Origin of the sequence: Pseudomonas sp. Irchel 3H9, assembly GCF_900187495.1 — a bacterium.
Classification (GTDB): Bacteria; Pseudomonadota; Gammaproteobacteria; order Pseudomonadales; family Pseudomonadaceae; genus Aquipseudomonas; species Aquipseudomonas sivasensis.
Genome location: NZ_FYDK01000004.1, coordinates 135843 through 153390 on the forward strand (window position 1 = coordinate 135843; position 17548 = coordinate 153390).

14 protein-coding genes are annotated in these 17548 nt (G+C 54.3%); 9 read left to right on the top strand and 5 right to left on the bottom strand.

All coding sequences use genetic code 11. From position 1 onward, the window contains the following. Positions 1-35 precede the first annotated feature (35 nt). Genes ccoP through ccoN form a run of 4 tightly spaced genes read right to left on the bottom strand, consistent with a single transcriptional unit; the run spans position 36 to position 3227 of the window. The gene (ccoP, locus tag CKW32_RS15860; RefSeq protein WP_032887679.1) at positions 36-983 is read right to left on the bottom strand and encodes a cytochrome-c oxidase, cbb3-type subunit III; all 948 of its coding nucleotides are present in this window, start codon (positions 981-983) and stop codon (positions 36-38) included. Beyond that, positions 980-1180 (bottom strand): cbb3-type cytochrome c oxidase subunit 3, encoded by a 201-nt coding sequence (locus CKW32_RS15865; RefSeq protein ID WP_032887681.1) that lies wholly within the window; start codon positions 1178-1180, stop codon positions 980-982. Before CKW32_RS15865 ends, ccoP begins: the two co-directional genes overlap by 4 nt. Positions 1181-1183: 3 nt before the next feature. Next, positions 1184-1792 (bottom strand): cytochrome-c oxidase, cbb3-type subunit II, encoded by a 609-nt coding sequence (gene ccoO, locus CKW32_RS15870; protein WP_032887682.1) that lies wholly within the window; start codon positions 1790-1792, stop codon positions 1184-1186. 10 nt (positions 1793-1802) lie between these two features. Further along, a complete protein-coding gene (gene ccoN / locus CKW32_RS15875) occupies positions 1803-3227 on the bottom strand; it encodes a cytochrome-c oxidase, cbb3-type subunit I (RefSeq protein WP_032887684.1) in 1425 nt (474 codons plus the stop codon). A 79-nt stretch (positions 3228-3306) separates the two neighbouring features. Here ccoN and CKW32_RS15880 point away from each other — a divergent pair, with 79 nt between their 5' ends. After that, positions 3307-3999, top strand: a complete 693-nt coding sequence (locus CKW32_RS15880) for an alpha/beta fold hydrolase (protein WP_095185371.1) — start codon at positions 3307-3309, stop codon at positions 3997-3999. 255 nt (positions 4000-4254) lie between these two features. Here CKW32_RS15880 and CKW32_RS15885 read toward each other — a convergent pair whose 3' ends face one another. Further along, on the bottom strand, positions 4255-5820 hold the full coding sequence (locus CKW32_RS15885; RefSeq protein ID WP_032887688.1) for a PAS domain-containing methyl-accepting chemotaxis protein: 1566 nt from the start codon (positions 5818-5820) through the stop codon (positions 4255-4257). A 584-nt stretch (positions 5821-6404) separates the two neighbouring features. Between CKW32_RS15885 and wbpA the strand changes: the two genes are divergently transcribed. The 8 genes from wbpA to CKW32_RS15925 all read left to right on the top strand — a co-directional run bounded on the left by wbpA (position 6405) and on the right by CKW32_RS15925 (position 17497). Next, positions 6405-7715 carry a UDP-N-acetyl-D-glucosamine 6-dehydrogenase gene (gene wbpA, locus CKW32_RS15890; RefSeq protein ID WP_095185372.1) on the top strand — a complete coding sequence of 437 codons (1311 nt, stop codon included), beginning with the start codon at positions 6405-6407 and terminating at the stop codon, positions 7713-7715. Positions 7716-7822: 107 nt separating this feature from the next. Further along, on the top strand, positions 7823-8770 hold the full coding sequence (locus tag CKW32_RS15895; RefSeq protein ID WP_095185373.1) for a Gfo/Idh/MocA family protein: 948 nt from the start codon (positions 7823-7825) through the stop codon (positions 8768-8770). A 102-nt stretch (positions 8771-8872) separates the two neighbouring features. Then, the gene (wbpD, locus tag CKW32_RS15900) at positions 8873-9457 is read left to right on the top strand and encodes a UDP-2-acetamido-3-amino-2,3-dideoxy-D-glucuronate N-acetyltransferase (RefSeq protein ID WP_095185644.1); all 585 of its coding nucleotides are present in this window, start codon (positions 8873-8875) and stop codon (positions 9455-9457) included. Further along, positions 9454-10545 carry a DegT/DnrJ/EryC1/StrS aminotransferase family protein gene (locus tag CKW32_RS15905; protein ID WP_095185374.1) on the top strand — a complete coding sequence of 364 codons (1092 nt, stop codon included), beginning with the start codon at positions 9454-9456 and terminating at the stop codon, positions 10543-10545. The genes wbpD and CKW32_RS15905 overlap by 4 nt, the downstream gene beginning before the upstream one ends. Beyond that, on the top strand, positions 10542-11627 hold the full coding sequence (gene wecB / locus CKW32_RS15910; RefSeq protein WP_095185375.1) for a non-hydrolyzing UDP-N-acetylglucosamine 2-epimerase: 1086 nt from the start codon (positions 10542-10544) through the stop codon (positions 11625-11627). Before CKW32_RS15905 ends, wecB begins: the two co-directional genes overlap by 4 nt. Continuing rightward, entirely contained in the window at positions 11624-12406 is a 783-nt protein-coding gene (locus tag CKW32_RS15915) for an ABC transporter permease (RefSeq protein WP_095185376.1), read from the top strand. Before wecB ends, CKW32_RS15915 begins: the two co-directional genes overlap by 4 nt. Beyond that, a complete protein-coding gene (locus CKW32_RS15920; protein WP_095185377.1) occupies positions 12399-14183 on the top strand; it encodes an ABC transporter ATP-binding protein in 1785 nt (594 codons plus the stop codon). Before CKW32_RS15915 ends, CKW32_RS15920 begins: the two co-directional genes overlap by 8 nt. Further along, entirely contained in the window at positions 14180-17497 is a 3318-nt protein-coding gene (locus CKW32_RS15925; RefSeq protein ID WP_095185378.1) for a glycosyltransferase, read from the top strand. Before CKW32_RS15920 ends, CKW32_RS15925 begins: the two co-directional genes overlap by 4 nt. The last annotated feature ends 51 nt before the right edge of the window (positions 17498-17548 follow it).

The window sequence follows — 17548 nt, forward strand, 5'->3', positions numbered from 1 at the left end:
GAGCTGCCGCCCCAAATTGGGGCGGCAGTCAGGTGTTACTGAGCTGCGCTTTCTGGCATTGCACCATCAGCGTTGTGAGACAGGCTGTACACGTAAGCTGCGAGCAGGTGCACTTTGTCGTTGCCCTGCAACAGTTCCTGCGCCGGCATCTGGCCCTGACGGCCGTGACGAATGGTCTGCTGCAATTGCGCCAGGCTGGTGCCGTAGATATAGCCGCCTGGCAGCGTCAGGTTCGGCGCCCCCATGACTTCCATACCGTGGCCTTCCGGCCCATGGCAGGCCACGCAGGTGGTGTTGAACGCCGCTTTGCCCGCATCCAGGTCGGCAGTGCTATCGGCCGGCAGTGGCAACTTGGCCAAATCGTGACGTACATAGGCAGCGACGTTTTTCACACCGTCGTCACCCAGCACCGTACCCCAGGCCGGCATCGCCGCGTGGCGACCGTTCAGGATGGTGGTCTTGATGGCCTCAGCCGAGCCGCCCCAGCGCCAGATGTTGTCTGCCAGGTTAGGGAAGCCGAACGCGCCCTTGGCGTCCGAGCCGTGACACACCGCGCAGTTGGAAGCGAACAGGCGACCACCCATCTTCAGCGCTTGCGGGTCTTTAGCGACTTCTTCCACGGGCATGGCCGAGAATTTGGCGAAGATCGGCCCGAACTTAGTGTCGGCCTTGGCCATCTCCTTGTCCCACTCCTTGGCCGAGGTCCAACCGTCTTCATAGCCCGGCAGCACACCTTTCCAGTTCCCCAGGCCCGGGTAGAGCACCAGGTAGCCGACCGCAAACACCAGGGTGCCGGCGAACAGCATGAACCACCACTGGGGCAGCGGGTTGTCGTATTCCTCGATACCGTCGAAGGCGTGGCCCATGGTCTGGTCGACACTGCCCTTGGTCTCGCCCTTGCGGGTGGCGATCAATAGCCAGGTCAGCCCGATCAGGCTGCCGAGGGTCAGTACGCAGATCCATGTACTCCAGAATAGGGTCATGGCCGATTGCTCCTTGTTGCAGGCTCTTCTTGAGCGTCGGATGGAGAAGGTTCATCGGCGAAGGGCAGCAGGCGCGCCTGCTCGAATTCCTCATTGCGCCGGTTGTTGAACACCCACAGCGACAGGCCGATAAAGGCGATGGCAACGACCAGCGTGCCAAGGCCGCGGATGGTGCCCGCATCGAATTCAAATCCCATGGCTCACCTCTTGCTCTTGATGGCAGTGCCGAGTACTTGCAGGTACGAAACCAGCGCGTCCATCTCGGTCTTGCCCTTGAGGCTGGCCACGGCGCCACTGATGTCGTCGTCGGTGTATGGCACGCCAAGGGTGCGCATTACTTTCAACTTGTTCTCGGTGTGGCTGCTGTCGACCTGGGCCGTGACCAACCACGGGTAGGCCGGCATCTTCGACTCGGGCACTACGTTGCGCGGGTTGTACAAGTGCGCGCGGTGCCAGTCGTCCGAGTAGCGGGCGCCAACGCGGGCCAGATCCGGGCCGGTGCGCTTGGAGCCCCACAGGAACGGGTGATCCCACACGCTTTCGCCCGCCACCGAGTAGTGGCCGTAGCGTTCGGTTTCGGCGCGGAACGGACGGATCATCTGCGAGTGGCACTGCACGCAGCCTTCGCGGATGTAGATGTCGCGGCCTTCCAGTTGCAGTGCGGTGTAGGGCTTCATGCCTTCCACCGGCTTGTTGGTCACGTCCTGGAAGAACAGCGGGACGATCTGGGTCAGGCCGCCGATGCTCACGGCGAGCACCATGAGCAGCATCAGCAGGCCGACGTTCTTTTCAATCGTTTCGTGTTTCATCACAGACTCCTCAGGCCAGCTGCGCAGTGGTGGCGGCTTCGACAGGCTGCGGCGAACGCACGGTGCGCCACGTGTTGTAAGCCATCAGGAACATGCCGCTGAGGAACACCGCACCGCCCACCAGCCGCACGATGAAGCCTGGATGGCTGGCCACCAGGGTTTCGACGAAGGAGTAGGTCAAGGTGCCGTCTTCGTTGATCGCACGCCACATCAGGCCCTGGGCGATGCCGTTGACCCACATCGAGGCGATGTAGAGCACGGTGCCGATGGTGGCCAGCCAGAAGTGCGCGTTGATCAGGCCGAGGCTGTACATCTGCTCGCGACCGAAGACTTTCGGGATCATGTGGTACAGCGCGCCGATGGAGATCATCGCCACCCAACCGAGGGCGCCGGCGTGTACGTGGCCGATGGTCCAGTCGGTGTAGTGGGAGAGGGCGTTGACGGTCTTGATCGCCATCATCGGGCCTTCGAAGGTCGACATGCCGTAGAACGCCAGGGACACCACCAAAAAGCGCAGGATCGGGTCGCTGCGCAACTTATGCCAGGCGCCCGAGAGGGTCATCATCCCGTTGATCATGCCGCCCCAGCTCGGAGCCAGCAGTACCAGAGACATCACCATGCCCAGGGACTGCGCCCAGTCCGGCAGCGCGGTGTAGTGCAAGTGGTGCGGACCGGCCCAGATGTACAGGGTGATCAGCGCCCAGAAGTGCACGATGGACAAGCGATAGGAATACACCGGACGTTCGGCCTGCTTGGGCACGAAGTAGTACATCATCCCCAGGAAGCCTGCGGTGAGGAAAAAGCCTACCGCGTTGTGCCCATACCACCACTGCACCATGGCATCCGTCGCACCGCCGTAGAGGCTGTAGGACTTGGTCAGGCTGACCGGGATTTCCAGGTTGTTGACGATATGCAGGATCGCCACGGTGATGATGAACGCACCGAAGAACCAGTTACCGACGTAGATGTGCTTGGTGTTGCGCTTCATCACCGTGCCGAAGAACACGATGGCGTAGGCCACCCAGACAATGGTGATCAGGATGTCGATCGGCCATTCCAGCTCGGCGTATTCCTTGGAACTGGTGTAGCCCAGCGGCAAGGTGATCGCAGCCAGCAGGATGACCAACTGCCAACCCCAGAAGCAAAACGCGGCGATTTTCGGCGCGAACAGCTGCGTTTGGCAGGTGCGTTGCACCGAGTAGAACGAGCTGGCAAACAGTGCGCAGCCGCCGAAAGCGAAGATCACCGCGTTGGTGTGCAGCGGGCGCAAGCGGCCGAAGCTGGTCCAGGGCAAATCGAAGTTGAGTGCGGGCCAAACCAATTGGGCGGCGAGAAAAACCCCGAGCCCCATGCCGACGATGCCCCACACCACCGTCATAATGGCGAATTGGCGGACCACCTTGTAGTTATAGGCGGTACTTAAAGTAGTGTTCATGGTTCCCCATCCACGGTTCAACCCAAGCAAATGCGGCACTTGGGCTGGAGTTATAGGCAGACTAAATAGCGAGGCAAGCATGGGCAAAGAGCACAAGGCCAGTATTGACGGGGATCAATGGGCGCAGTGTGTGCGGGAACACGGCTGGTTGTGGGATGTCGCGAAAGGGTCTATCGCGCGTACACCGGTGACGCTGATCCTGGCCCACGGCGCCGGCGCACCGATGGACTCATCCTTCATGAACGACATGGCTGCACGCCTTGCCAGGCATGGCGTCAACGTGTTGCGCTTCGAGTTTCCCTACATGGTCCAGCGTCGATTGGACGGTGGCAAACGCCCACCCAACCCGGCGCCGAAACTGCTGGAAGCCTGGCGCGAAGTGCATGCCGAGGTGCGACGTCATGTCGCTGGGAAACTGGCCATTGGTGGCAAGTCCATGGGCGGGCGCATGGCGAGTCTGTTGGCCGATGAATTGGCCGCGGACGCGTTGGTGTGCCTGGGTTATCCGTTCTACGCGGTGGGCAAGCCGGAAAAACCGAGGGTCGAGCATTTGGCCGAGCTAAAGACGCCGACGTTGATTGTGCAGGGCGAGCGCGATGCGCTGGGCAATCGGGCGGCGGTGGAGGGGTATGTGTTGTCACCGAGCATCGAGGTGATGTGGCTGGTGGCGGGGGATCATGATTTGAAGCCGTTGAAGGCTTCGGGCTTCAGCCATGAGCAGCATCTGGAGGCTGCGGCGGTGCAGGTCGCCAGGTTTCTCGGCGCCTGTTAGGAACGTATCGGGACGTAGGTATCTACACATCTTCGATGCAAACATACCCTTAGAAAACGAGGCTCTTGTGGTGAGCGGGCTTGCCCCGCGCTGGGCTGCGCAGCAGCCCCAAAACCTGCCAGTCGGGTGTTGCTGAAAAAATGCGGTGTCTGGATTAGGGCTGCTTCGCAGCCCAGCGCGGGGCAAGCCCGCTCACCACAGAGTTATGTGTCTGCCTTTAGGCGTTGTGTAGATAACCCTGCCCCCGAGAGCGGTCTAGCGGTTAAAGCGCTCCACCAGCGAGTACTGGGTATTGGCGGTATGCGTCAATTCCTCACTCAACTGCGCCGAGTTCATCGCCTGCTCCGAGGTCTGATCTGCCAACAGCGCAATGGTGCTGATGTTACGGCTGATCTCTTCGGCTACCGAGCTTTGCTCTTCAGTCGCCGCTGCAATTTGCGTGGTCATGTCAGTGATATGCGCCACCGCCTCACTGATGCCCACCAACGCCTGATCCGCTTCCATCACCCGCGCCACACCTTCTTCGGCCTGGCGATGCCCGGCGTCCATGGTTTGCACGGCGGCGGCGGCGGTGTGTTGCAGCTTGGCGATCAGGGCATGGATCTGCCCGGTCGACTCGGCCGTACGCTGCGCCAGCTGCCGTACTTCGTCGGCTACCACGGCAAAGCCTCGGCCCATCTCGCCGGCACGAGCGGCTTCGATAGCGGCGTTCAATGCCAACAGGTTGGTCTGGTCGGCAATGCCCTTGATCACATCAACAACACCGCCGATCTCATCGCTGTCCTTGGCCAGTTGAGTGACGGTCACGCCCGTCTCACCCACGGCAACCGACAGACGCTGAATGGCCTCGCGGGTTTCCCCGGCGATATCGCGGCCGCGACCGGTCAAGCGATTGGCTTCCTGGGTGGCGTCCGCCGTGCGCTGCACATGGCTGGCGACTTCCTGGGTGGTCGCCGCCATCTGGTTGACCGCCGTGGCCACCTGTTCGGTTTCCACGCGCTGGCGTTCCAGGCCGCTGGAGCTGTTGTGGGCCAGGGTGTTGGACTGCGCCGCTTGCTCGTTGAGATGCTCAGCAGTGTCCTGCAAGCGTGTAAGGCATGTCTTCAGACGCGCTTCCTGGCTGAGGATCGACATCTCCAAGCGCGCCTGAGCGCCACGGCTGTCGGTGTACATCTGCGCGATCAACGGGTCGGAGGTGGTCTGCTCGGCCAAACGCAGCAGGCGCTTGAGACCGCGCTGTTGCCAGCTCAGGCCCAGCAGGCCCAAAGGCACCGACAAACCCGCCGCCAGGGCAAAGCCCCAGTGGGAGTTGAGCGACACGCCAATCATGAAGCTCAACTGGCTGATCAGGATAAACGGCAGCCAGTCCTGCAGCACCGGCAGCCACTTGTCCCGCTGGGGAACGGCCGACTTGCCCTGGTTGATACGTTGGTAGAGCGCTTCGGCCCGGCGGATCTGCTCGGCGGTAGGCTTGATGCGCACCGATTCGTAGCCGACTACCTGATTGCCTTCAAAGACCGGCGTCACATAGGCGTTAACCCAGTAGTGATCGCCCGTCTTGCAGCGGTTCTTAACGATGCCCATCCATGGCAAGCCTTGTTTGAGCGTGGCCCACATATGCCCGAACACCGCCGCCGGCACGTCCGGGTGACGGACCAGGTTGTGCGGGGCGCGTACCAGTTCTTCGCGACTAAACCCACTGATCTCGACGAAAGCGTCGTTGCAGTAGGTGATCACGCCTTTGGCATCTGTGGTTGAGATCAACCGTTGCTGAGCGGGGAAGGTACGTTCGCGCTGGGTAACGGGTTGGTTATTACGCATGGTTGTTCAATCCGCAAGGCTTTCAGGGGGTATCGGCAGGAGTGTGGGATTGTTTAGGGGGTTTATCAGGAGAGCTAGCGAGGGGGCAACTCTGTCAGTCGTTTTCGGTGGAGGCTCTTGCCCAATTGCCTGCAGGATTTTGATGTCGGTTTGAAAAGAATCACACACTTACAGGCAAAGTGCCATGACTCTCAGGAGGGGCATGAGTCTGTTCGAGGAGGGGCGCTTGTCACTTTATGGACGTATGTCTTTTTCTCGACATTGATGATCGGTTGATTAATAATTCAAGAGCTTTCTTAAGATAAAAACAGATTTGTCTGATTGACAAAGGGGTTGCATTTGTATTTTGGATTTCGTTTTCTGGCCTCTGAGTAGGTTGAGTGCGAGCGCTATAGCTAAATCTCAAGCTTCAGAAAACGATATTTTAAGAGCGGTGGTAGATATCGCGCTTGTTGGCCGAAGTTTGTATTGCAGAAGGTGGTTTGAATGCTGGCCCGGTCCTAATAGGTCGAAGAATCTGCGCAAAAATAGATGGCTTTTTGTTTCTTTCGATTTTCAGTTTTTGCTAGGGAGTGGTGTAGTTTATGGGGTTGGTTGAGGCGAGTATTGCCAAGTTCGAGAGAAAAGAGGCAGTAATTGGGATTGTAGGTCTCGGTTATGTCGGGTTGCCATTAATGCTTCGCTACAATGCTATCGGATATCGTGTTCTGGGAATCGATATTGATGTTGATAAAGTCGCCAAGCTTAATGCCGGTCAGAGCTATATCGAACACATCTCCAGCGATCATATCGTGGACGCATATGCCAATGGTTTTCGTGCGACCAGTGAGTTTAGCCGCGTCAGTGAGTGCGATGCATTGATACTGTGTGTACCCACGCCCTTGAACAAATATCGCGAGCCGGACATGAGCTTCGTGATTAACACTACCAACGCAATTAAGCCTTACCTGCGCGCTGGTCAGATCGTCTCGCTCGAAAGTACAACTTATCCTGGAACTACTGAGGAAGAACTACTGCCTCGGATTGAGGAGGGTAACCTCGTTACGGGAGAGGATATCTTTCTGGTTTACTCGCCTGAGCGAGAAGATCCGGGTAATGCTGACTTTGAAACTCGCACTATTCCAAAAGTTATCGGCGGCCATACGCCAAACTGTTTGAAAGTGGGCGTCGCTCTATATGGTCACGCCATCGACCAGGTTGTTACTGTCAGTTCTACCAAAACTGCCGAGATGACCAAGCTACTGGAAAATATCCACCGTGCGGTCAATATTGGCTTAGTGAACGAGATGAAAGTCGTTGCTGATCGTATGGGTATCGACATTTTTGAAGTCGTAGATGCGGCCGCGACCAAGCCTTTCGGTTTCACGGCTTACTATCCAGGGCCTGGTCTTGGCGGTCATTGCATTCCAATCGACCCGTTCTATCTAACCTGGAAGGCTCGTGAGTACGGGCTTCATACGCGTTTCATCGAGCTGTCCGGCGAGGTCAACAAGGCCATGCCGGAATATGTGGTTAGCAAGCTGATGGATGGCCTGAACAATAACAATAAGGCGCTCAAAGGCAGCCGTGTGTTAGTGCTGGGCATCGCTTACAAGAAAAATGTCGATGACATGCGAGAGTCGCCATCGGTGGAAATCATGGAGTTGATTGAGGCTAAGGGCGGCATAGTTGCTTACAGCGACCCGCACGTTCCCGTGTTCCCGAAGATGCGGGAGCACAGCTTCACGTTGACTAGTGAATTGCTTACCCCAGAGAGTCTGGGGTCGTTCGATGCCGTGGTCCTTGCGACGGACCATGAAAGATTTGACTACGAGTTGATCAAAACGTCGGCACGACTGATCATCGACAGCCGTGGTAAGTACCGTACGCCTGCTGCTCACATTATCAAGGCATGACAGCCCCAGTCTCACGGGGTTGAGCCAACTGACCGGATGCGCATTTAACTGCGTTCCTGCTGTTGTTGGTTGCCTCGTGGGGCGATACTCTTTTTGAGGTCTTTCTCATGAAACGTTTTGCTCTCGTTGGCGCTGCTGGCTATATCGCTCCACGGCACATGCGTGCAATTAAAGACACAGGTCATGAACTGGTTAGTGCCTACGATATCAACGACTCGGTAGGCATCATCGACAGTCTTTCACCGAATAGCGAGTTTTTCACCGAGTTCGAGCGCTTTTACGATCATGCATGGCGATTGAAGCGAGATCCTGCAACTGCGCTGGATATAGTCTCTGTCTGCTCACCCAATTATCTTCACCACTCGCATATTGCTGCAGGCCTGCGTCTTGGTTGTGACGTTATCTGTGAAAAGCCTCTCGTCCCTACCAATGCCATGCTCGATGATCTGAGTCAGATCGAGCGAGAGACAGGTAAGCGTCTCTGGAACATCCTCCAGCTGCGTCACCATCAGGCAATTATCGATCTGAAAAATCGTGTGCAGCTTGAAAAGCTGTCCCACAAACATGAGGTCGACTTGACTTACATTACCAGTCGCGGCCGCTGGTACATGGAAAGTTGGAAGGGTGACTCTCGCAAGTCCTTTGGCGTGGCCACCAATATTGGTGTGCACTTCTATGACATGTTGCATTTCATATTCGGAAATCTGCAGCGCAACGTCGTTCACTATGTTGACGATTTCAAAGCTGCTGGTTATCTGGAGTATGAGAACGCGCGAGTACGCTGGTTTCTTTCCATTGATGCCAGCGACCTGCCAGAGTCGGTAAAAGGTAAAAAGCCCACCTTTCGCTCGATCACCTGTGATGGGGAAGAGATAGAGTTCTCTGAAGGTTTTACCGATCTTCACACTGTCAGCTACCAAGCAATACTGGATGGCAAAGGTTATGGCATTGAAGATGCGCGTCATTGCGTTCAAACAGTGGAGACCATCCGCACTTTGACGCCTTCGCGGGCTCAGGGGGGCGAAGGTCACCCGTTCATTGCCAGTCTGAAATAAACCTCAGCGTCGTGGCGCCCCGCAGGCATTGGGCTACGTGCATTTCGGCAATGTCCCGGAGTGTTTGGATGTATGTACCTTGATATCAATCAGGACCCGGAATTGAACTACTACCAACACCCGAGTGCGATCATTGATGACGGCGCGCAGGTCGGCGATGACTCCCGCGTCTGGCATTTTGTCCATATCTGCGGTGGCGCCCGGATTGGGCGTGGCGTATCGCTTGGCCAAAATGTTTTTGTGGGGAACAAGGTCGTCATTGGCGACCACTGCAAAATTCAGAACAATGTTTCCGTCTATGACAACGTCACGCTTGAAGAGGGTGTTTTTTGTGGCCCGAGCATGGTGTTTACGAATGTCTACAACCCTCGTTCGCTGATTGAACGAAAAAGCGAATACCGCGACACCCTGGTCAAAAAAGGTGCGACGTTAGGTGCCAACTGCACCATCGTCTGCGGCGTGACTATTGGTGCTTACGCGTTCGTTGGTGCGGGAGCTGTGGTAAACAAGGACGTACCCGCCTATGCCTTGGTGGTCGGGGTTCCGGCGCGCCAGATTGGCTGGATGAGTGAGTTTGGTGAGCAACTGGACCTGCCGTTGAATGGAGAGGGCAGTGTCGCGTGCGAGCATTCTGACGCCACGTACGTGCTCAGTAGCAATGTGCTTAAAAAGGAGAATACACATTGATCGAGTTCATAGATCTCAAAGCTCAACAGCAGTTGTTAAAAGTAAAAGTTGACGCCGCTATCCAGCGCGTACTGGCCCACGGTCAATACATCCTCGGGCCCGAGGTGTATGAGCTCGAAGAACGTCTGGCTGCGTTTAGTGGGGCGAAATACTGTATCAGTGTCGCTAATGGCACTGATGCCCTGCAGGTTGCGCAGATGGCGCTTGGCATTGGACCTGGCGATGAAGTCATCATGCCGGGATTTTCCTACATAGCGACCGCTGAGACTGTCGCTGTGCTTGGAGCCAAACCCGTCTATGTGGATGTCGATCCTTTAACCTATAACCTCGATCCAGTGTTGCTGGAAGCCGCCATCACAACGAACACTAAGGCGATAGTTCCTGTCTCGTTGTATGGCCAGTGTGCTGACTTCGACGTGATCAACGCCATCGCCGCCAGGCATGGAATCCCGGTGATCGAGGACGCCGCGCAGAGTTTTGGTAGCCGCTATAAGACTAAGCGCTCTTGCAACTTGACTACCATCGCCTGCACTAGCTTCTTCCCGAGCAAGCCATTGGGTTGTTATGGCGATGGCGGCGCGATTTTTACCAACGATGAACACCTAGCCACGGTAATGCGCCAAATTTCCAGGCATGGCCAAGATCGCCGCTATCACCATATCCGCGTCGGAGTGAACAGTCGCTTGGATACGTTGCAAGCGGCAATCATGCTGCCCAAACTCGATGTATTTGAGGCAGAATTCATTCAGCGTCAAGAAGTCGCCAAGCGATATTCAAACCTGTTGGAGCAGGCTGCTATCGGTGCGCCCTTCGTAGCCGCACACAACCAGAGTTCCTGGGCTCAATACACTGTCCAGGTTGACTCCCGTGATGCGGTACAGGCTCACCTCAAAAATGCCGGTGTGCCGACTGCCGTACATTATCCAATTCCTCTCAATCGTCAGCCCGCTGTAAAGGATGAACATGCGTACTTGCCGATCGGCGACACTATCGCCGATCGCGTGATGAGCCTGCCTATGCACCCCTATCTGGATGAGGAGGCTCAGCGCTTCATCGTCGATACCTTGAAAGAGAGCCTTAACGCATGACCTGCAAGATCGTAACCATCGTCGGAGCTCGTCCACAGTTCATAAAAGCCGCCGCAGTTTCCCGGGAAATCCTCAAGCACCCGGGGCGATTGGTCGAAGTCATGGTGCACACCGGACAGCATTACGACCCGAACATGTCGCAGGTTTTTTTTGACGAGTTGGAGATACCGACACCTAAGTACAATCTTGAGGTGTCCGGCGGCACCCACGGCGTCATGACAGGCCGGATGCTCGAAGGTATCGAGCAGATTCTTATTGAGGAAAAACCGGACTGGGTACTGATCTACGGTGATACGAATTCGACCTTGGCGGGCGCGTTGGCTGCAGCCAAGTTGCACATTCCGGTGGCGCATGTAGAGGCAGGTTTGCGGTCTTTCAACATGCATATGCCGGAGGAGGTAAACCGGATTCTTTCAGATCGAGTTTCTAACCTCCTTCTTTGCCCTACCGCCCTGGCTGTAGACAATCTCTCTAAAGAAGGGATCACCCTTGGGGTGCATAACGTCGGTGACGTAATGTACGACGTGGCGTTGTTTTATCGCGAGCGCGCTAAGGCAAAAAGCAAGGTCCTGGCTCTGCTAGGGCTGGAGCCCGGTGCTTTTGCATTGGCGACCTGCCATCGAGCTGAAAATACTGATGACCCCCAGCGGCTAGGCGAAATTATGGCTGGTCTGGCAGACATTGCAGTGCAAATGCCCGTTGTCTTGCCCCTGCACCCACGTACGCGTAACTTGCTTAAAGTTCACGATATGGAGTACCACCTGAACTCTATTATAGTGGTCGACCCGTTGCCATTTTTGGACATGGTCGCTCTTGAACAGGCGGCCAACATCATTCTTACGGACTCCGGCGGCGTTCAAAAAGAAGCATATTTTTACGGGGTACCATGCATTACCCTGCGCGATGAGACCGAGTGGGTTGAAACTGTCGATATGGGGTTCAACCAACTGGTTGGTGCCAGCCGCAGTGCTATCAACGCGGCGATGAGCAACAGGTTAATCCCGAAAGCGAAGTCAGACGTCTATGGTGACGGTACAGCTGCCGCGCAAATAGTCGCTATTCTGGAAAAAACACGACTATGAATCCAATTTTAATCATTTGGCGTCACGTTCATGTCTTGTGGGCAACCACTCTAACCGACATACGCAGCCGGTTTATTGGCACGATATTCGGTGTCGCATGGATTTTCCTTTACCCATTGCTCTTCCTTGGCCTGTACGCAGTGGTTTACACGATGATTTATCGTGTACGGGTGGCAGAGTTCGGCACTTTCGACTATGTGCTCTTGATATTTTGCGGGTTGGTACCTTTTCTAGGGTTTTCGGAGGCGTTGGGCAGCGGAGTGGGGTCCGTCCTGGGTAACAAAGGGTTGATCAAGAATACGCTTTTCCCGATCGACCTTATTCCTGTTAAAACAGTACTTGCCAGCAGTGTGACTATGCTTGTGGGACTGGTAATGTTACTGATGGTGTTGTGGAGTCGCGGTATCGTTCACTCAACACAGCTGGCGATTCCACTGATATTGGTGTTGCAGATAGTCTTTACCGTTGGACTTATCTGGATACTCTCGGCGGTCAATGTGTTCATACCTGACCTAGCCCAGATGGTCGGAGTGCTTATCCTGTTCCTGATGCTCGTATCGCCTATTGCCTATACACAGGAAATGATTCCCAAGGAACTTATTCCGTTCATGTACCCCAATCCGCTGTATTACCTGATTATGTTGTATCGGGATGCAGCCTTCATTGGGGTTATCAAACCAGGGTTGCTGGCGATTTTTACTGGTATTTCGTTCTCCACTTTTTTCTTGGGTGGATTTGTCTTTTCACGATTGAAGCCATTATTTGCCGATTATGTCTGAGCCGATCATTGAACTAGCCTCCATCGCCAAGATGTACCGAATTTTCCGCTCGCCGCGTCATCGCATGATCGAGGCGCTGGGTTTCCCTGTTGGCCGCTCAACCTATGAAGAGTTCTGGGCAGTTCGCAATCTGTCTCTGACGATTAAACCTGGGGAAAGGGTCGGACTGGTCGGGCGAAATGGTGCGGGCAAAAGCACACTTCTCAAGCTTATTGCCGGGCTGATACAGCCGACCGAAGGTACGGTCAAGGTGCGAGGAAAGGTTCAGGCATTGATGGAGTTAGGAACCGGATTTCATCCCGAGTTCACCGGTCGTACCAACGTGCTGTCATCTTTCGCTTATCAAGGTGTTACAGGGGCTCGCGCCAGGAAGCTACTCGACGATGTACTTGAGTTTGCAGAGCTTGAAGAATTTATTGATAAGCCGGTAAAGACCTATTCTTCGGGAATGTACTCACGCCTGGCTTTTGCGGCTGCGACCGCAATACGCCCGGAAATTCTCATCATCGATGAGATCCTCGGCGCTGGGGACTCTTATTTCGCCGGAAAGTCGGCTAAGCGGATGCGTACACTGACTGCGGAAGGCTCAACTGTACTGTTTGTTTCTCACGACATGTCGGCGGTTCAAATGATCTGCGATCGCGCTATTTGGGTTGAGCGTGGAAGAATTGTCGCCGATGGCGATCCGATCGAAATCGGTCGTTCCTACGCCGCCTCCATCCGAAAGCAGGAAGAGTTGCGTCTCAGAGCAATCAACTTAAAGCTTAGCCGGGGCGATGTCAGCGAATTGTTGACTGACAATGAAATTGATCGAGTGTCGATACTTCGTTTCGTAGCCGCGTCCGATGATGCGCCAACGACGCCGCTTGCAGTATTCGAAATGACTCTGGAGCATAAGGGAGAAGTCATCGATAACGTGCTGGTAGGGGAGGCGTTGGATGACGATCGCAACCAACGCCTTCATGTGTTGACCGCACATGGTTACATGAACTGGAGTGCCCCAAAAAAGACCGCCGAAGGTATCAGCTTTCGTGATTTTGAAAATTGTGGAGGACAGTACAAACATGCCCCTGTAAGTGTCAAAGTTCCGTTGGGGTTGGGGGCACTGAGCGAATTTACGGTCACCGTTCGACACATGGGCAGGGCGGAGAACGAAGCAGTATATTGCCAGATATTTGATGGGCTGGAGTACGTCACTATCGGTACGCTGGAGCCAACTGTCGAAAGCGGGCGGATGATCATTCAGCGCTTTGCGCTTGAAAACCCGCTTTTGACCTCAGAGGAAGACAACGCGCCTGTAGCAGTTGACCGATCCGATTTCGAGTATGGGGAAGGTAGTGCCTGGATTGACGGTGTCGACTTCCTAGATCGGCACCAAGAATCACGGCGGGTGTTTTCCTTTGGGGAACCGCTTTATGTAAATGTGAAATGGGGCGCCAAACTCAATATTCCTTGCATGGCTTTCATTATCTGCATTTACGGTATGGACGGAAGGTGCGTGGCTCAGGTTGTATCGCCGTTCATATCATCAACTCGGGAGCGTCGTACCGGACTGGTCAAGGCGCAGTTTGACCCATTGATGGTCGGGGCTGGCGACTACGTCATTTCTGTTGGTATTTTTGACGGTATGACTGAAGATCAATTTAGTGGAGAACACCCACTGGATGTCCATGATCGTCAGTATCGTATCCGGATCACTGCGCCGATCGATGTGCGTATGGAGAGGGGGTTGGTTGTTCACCCTGTGGCTTGGGTAAATCTGGAATCCGTTGAATGAGTAAGCGGTCCGAGATTAGTTATTTTGCCCAGGATGATCTCTGGAGCCGCAGTGCAGTGTCAGAGCAAGTTGCGGTGGCCGAGGACCTGATCGAACTGATACCCCCTTCCGTGAGTACCATTCTTGATGCAGGGTGCGGTAATGGAACGGTCACCAACCGTTTGACGCCACATTGGGATGTAGTGGGCTGTGATATCAGTGAGGCTGCGGTAAAACACGTTCTGGCGCCAGCCTTGGTGGCTGACTTGTGCGCAATTCCATTTGGTGATCGAAGTTTTGATCTGACCCTTTCCAGCGATGTGATAGAGCATTTGCCTGATTCCATCTACGCACAGGCATTGGCAGAAATTGCGCGGGTTTCATCTCGCTATATCTTGGTAGCGGTTCCTTATCGTGAGTTGCTCGAAGCGGCAGAGATCACCTGCCCTGGCTGTGGTTCGCGCTATCACGCCCATCTGCATCAACGTTCCTATACGGTGGAGGACGCTGTCTCGTTATTCGCTCCGACGTTCTCTGCGATTGATGTCCGGTTTTCTGGTGAGGCGTGGACCTTTGAAGATCCCAGAATAGTCGAATCATCGCGTGCGTTGTCGGGCTTGGATTATCCTTTTGAGGATGGTGTCTGCCCTAATTGTTCCAAGCGTCGTGGACCTGTCGAAAGGTCGAGTTCCGCGCTGATGGTGCAGCGACGATTTGAGGCCCTGCAAGCGATGCAGTCCGCAGAGGGCCTGCGCAGGACGCCTGATATTAGCGAGATCCTAGTTTTGTTCGAGAGGGGCGTGTCGGCGACAACCAACTGGACGCCCACGCCTAGTGCCGAACCTTTCAATCAACGGACGCTGACGCTGTCCGAACTTGCCTTACGAGATAATCCGTTCAACTATCCGAGCCAAGCCTGCCGTATTAAGGGCGATGTGGATTATGAGGTTGTTACGTTTCCTCGGCGTCCGCAATCCATTCAGGTTGAGTTAGGTACTCTGACATCACTGGAGGTTTACGATCACGTCCGTGGTCGCTACGTCGCATGTCTCCAAACTGATGAGCCGGGCTTCTATATCATACCGCCGGTACCGTTCGGTCCTCACGGCTGCATCCTGCGCATGCTTCATCCTAGTGATGACGTGCGATTACAGATGAGCTTTGAAAGCTTTGACCAAAGTGCGATTACTGCCTGCTGCTTGGGCGATGATCCGACTATTGATCAAATGCGTGAAGAGTCAAGCAAGTTTTTGGCATTGTCCGAGCAGCTTGAGATTACGCGCTCGGCCCTTGAAATAAAACTTCAGGAAAAAGAGCGTTCGCTGCTCAAGCAGACGCAAGCGATGGCCAAGGTCAATAACTTGGCGAACGAGCTTGAAGGAAAACGCGCTGAGTTGGAGGGTCGTTATACCCAACTGAGCGAAAGAGCGTCTAGCCAAGAAGTGCTGATTACCACAGGAGAGCGTCGTGTAGAGGCGTTATCGGTAGAGTGCGAAAGACTTTCTTTCCAACTCGATGCTCTTCAAGTGGAACTCGATAGTTCAGTAAAGCAGGGCGCGGCTTGTCTGCTGCAGGTAGACGAACTGGTGATTAAACTCGAGCAGATGAGTAGTCTTGCCAATACTCTTGAAATGCGCCGTGACGCATTAGAGCATGAACTTCTCGCTCGCGATCAGCAATTGAAAAAACTGCAGGGTCTTTACGATGCTGCATTGCGACAGAAAGAACAGTGGGTCGAAAAGTCTAGCGAATCAGAACTAAAGCAACACAATCTGGTACTCACGATTGAGGCGCTCGAGGCGGAAGTAAATCAAGCGCAGATTATCTTGCTTGAGTATCAAAACGCTGTGCAGCGTATTGAAGTTTTGGAATTAGAAAAAACTACCTTGACTCTGGAGTTGGAAAGTTTAAGTATGGAAGTTTCGGCGCGTTCACACGAACTAGAAGAAAAGCATCGTGTGGCGAGTAGCCTCAATGAGCTGTCCGAACGCTTGGAATACCAGCGTGAAGCCTTAGAGGCGAAGGTGAAAAGTCTTGGATTGATAATCAACAGCTTGGTAGAGGAGAAAAACGAATATCAGTTGTTGGTCGACGCACTGCATATTCATATGGGGCAAACTCTAACTAGAGAGGCAAACCAACCACGCAAAGTTCTAGTTCTTTCGCATATGTATCCGCGCGAATACAATATGGTTGGTGGTATTTTTGTTCATGAGCAAGTCAAGGCACTAAGGGCTCAAGGTATTGATGCGCGAGTACTCAGTGGAGAACCTTTCTGGATCAATACTATTAATCCAAAGGCTATTAAGCGTGCGCTGGACGTATATCGGGAGCAGAAGCCCATTAGTTGGGAAGATCATGAAGGTGTCCCGTTGATACGCTTCCCGTACATTGTCAGTTCACTTCTACCCTTTCAAGCTCATGCCACAACCTACTCCCATGGCCTGATGCGCTATGCTGACTGGTTGAAAACGCACTTCGAATTTGAATTGATCCACGCCCACACATCCTATACCGACGGAACCGCTGGCCGTCGCTTAGCTAGCAAGCTGAAAGTTCCACTAGTCATTACCGAACATACAGGCCCGTTCACGACGCTGACTCGCACTCGTTATTTGCGCCGTATGACGCAAAAAGCTTTGAATGCGGCTGATAAAGTCATCTCGGTCAGCTCGGCACTCCTGTCGGATATTCGCCAGCAGATCAAACTTAAAGCGAGTGTCGACACGCAAGTCATTGCCAATCTAGTCGATACCGATATGTTTTGTGAGCAGCCAATGCAGCATGGCGAGTTGATCCATCTGTTATGGGTTGGCCACTTCGTGCCAGTCAAGCGAGTGCCTTTATTGCTGGAGGCGTTTGCGGCCGCATTCCAAGAGGAGCCTCGTTTGCGCCTGCGCATGGCAGGTAGTGGTGATGGTCTAGAGGATGCTAAGGCTCTGGTTAATAGCTTAGAACTCGAAAAAATTGTTGAGTTTTCCGGACGGGCAAGTCGTGCGCAACTTGTCGATTACTACCGTGAGTGTGATTTCTTGGTGATCTCCAGCGAAAGCGAGACATTTGGCGTGGTGGCGATTGAGGCAATGAGCTGTGGTCGTCCGGTGCTTACTACGCGTTGCGGTGGACCTGCAGAAATAGTCTCGCATCCACAGTTAGGTAATGTGGTTGGAATGAGTGTTTCGGAGTTGACCCAAGGAATATTGGTAATGGCCCGACAGCGTCGAACGTTCAACAGCAAAGTAATCCGTAAAGTGACCGAGCTCAAATTCTCTAGTGCCAGCATTGCGCAAGAGATCGCGAGCGTCTACTCGTCTTCCATAGACAGGCACAAATAATAACTACTAACAGTTGTCTAGCTTGATAAAAATTTAATAGGGGTTCTCTTG

What these genes read in the sequence shown, in the direction of transcription:
- ccoP (WP_032887679.1), bottom strand. Translation starts at nt 983, where the DNA reads ATGACCCTATTCTGGAGTACATGGATCTGCGTACTGACCCTCGGCAGC.
- CKW32_RS15865 (WP_032887681.1), bottom strand. Translation starts at nt 1,180, where the DNA reads ATGGGATTTGAATTCGATGCGGGCACCATCCGCGGCCTTGGCACGCTG.
- ccoO (WP_032887682.1), bottom strand. Translation starts at nt 1,792, where the DNA reads ATGAAACACGAAACGATTGAAAAGAACGTCGGCCTGCTGATGCTGCTC.
- ccoN (WP_032887684.1), bottom strand. Translation starts at nt 3,227, where the DNA reads ATGAACACTACTTTAAGTACCGCCTATAACTACAAGGTGGTCCGCCAA.
- CKW32_RS15880 (WP_095185371.1), top strand. Translation starts at nt 3,307, where the DNA reads ATGGGCAAAGAGCACAAGGCCAGTATTGACGGGGATCAATGGGCGCAG.
- CKW32_RS15885 (WP_032887688.1), bottom strand. Translation starts at nt 5,820, where the DNA reads ATGCGTAATAACCAACCCGTTACCCAGCGCGAACGTACCTTCCCCGCT.
- wbpA (WP_095185372.1), top strand. Translation starts at nt 6,405, where the DNA reads ATGGGGTTGGTTGAGGCGAGTATTGCCAAGTTCGAGAGAAAAGAGGCA.
- CKW32_RS15895 (WP_095185373.1), top strand. Translation starts at nt 7,823, where the DNA reads ATGAAACGTTTTGCTCTCGTTGGCGCTGCTGGCTATATCGCTCCACGG.
- wecB (WP_095185375.1), top strand. Translation starts at nt 10,542, where the DNA reads ATGACCTGCAAGATCGTAACCATCGTCGGAGCTCGTCCACAGTTCATA.
- CKW32_RS15915 (WP_095185376.1), top strand. Translation starts at nt 11,624, where the DNA reads ATGAATCCAATTTTAATCATTTGGCGTCACGTTCATGTCTTGTGGGCA.
- CKW32_RS15920 (WP_095185377.1), top strand. Translation starts at nt 12,399, where the DNA reads ATGTCTGAGCCGATCATTGAACTAGCCTCCATCGCCAAGATGTACCGA.
- CKW32_RS15925 (WP_095185378.1), top strand. Translation starts at nt 14,180, where the DNA reads ATGAGTAAGCGGTCCGAGATTAGTTATTTTGCCCAGGATGATCTCTGG.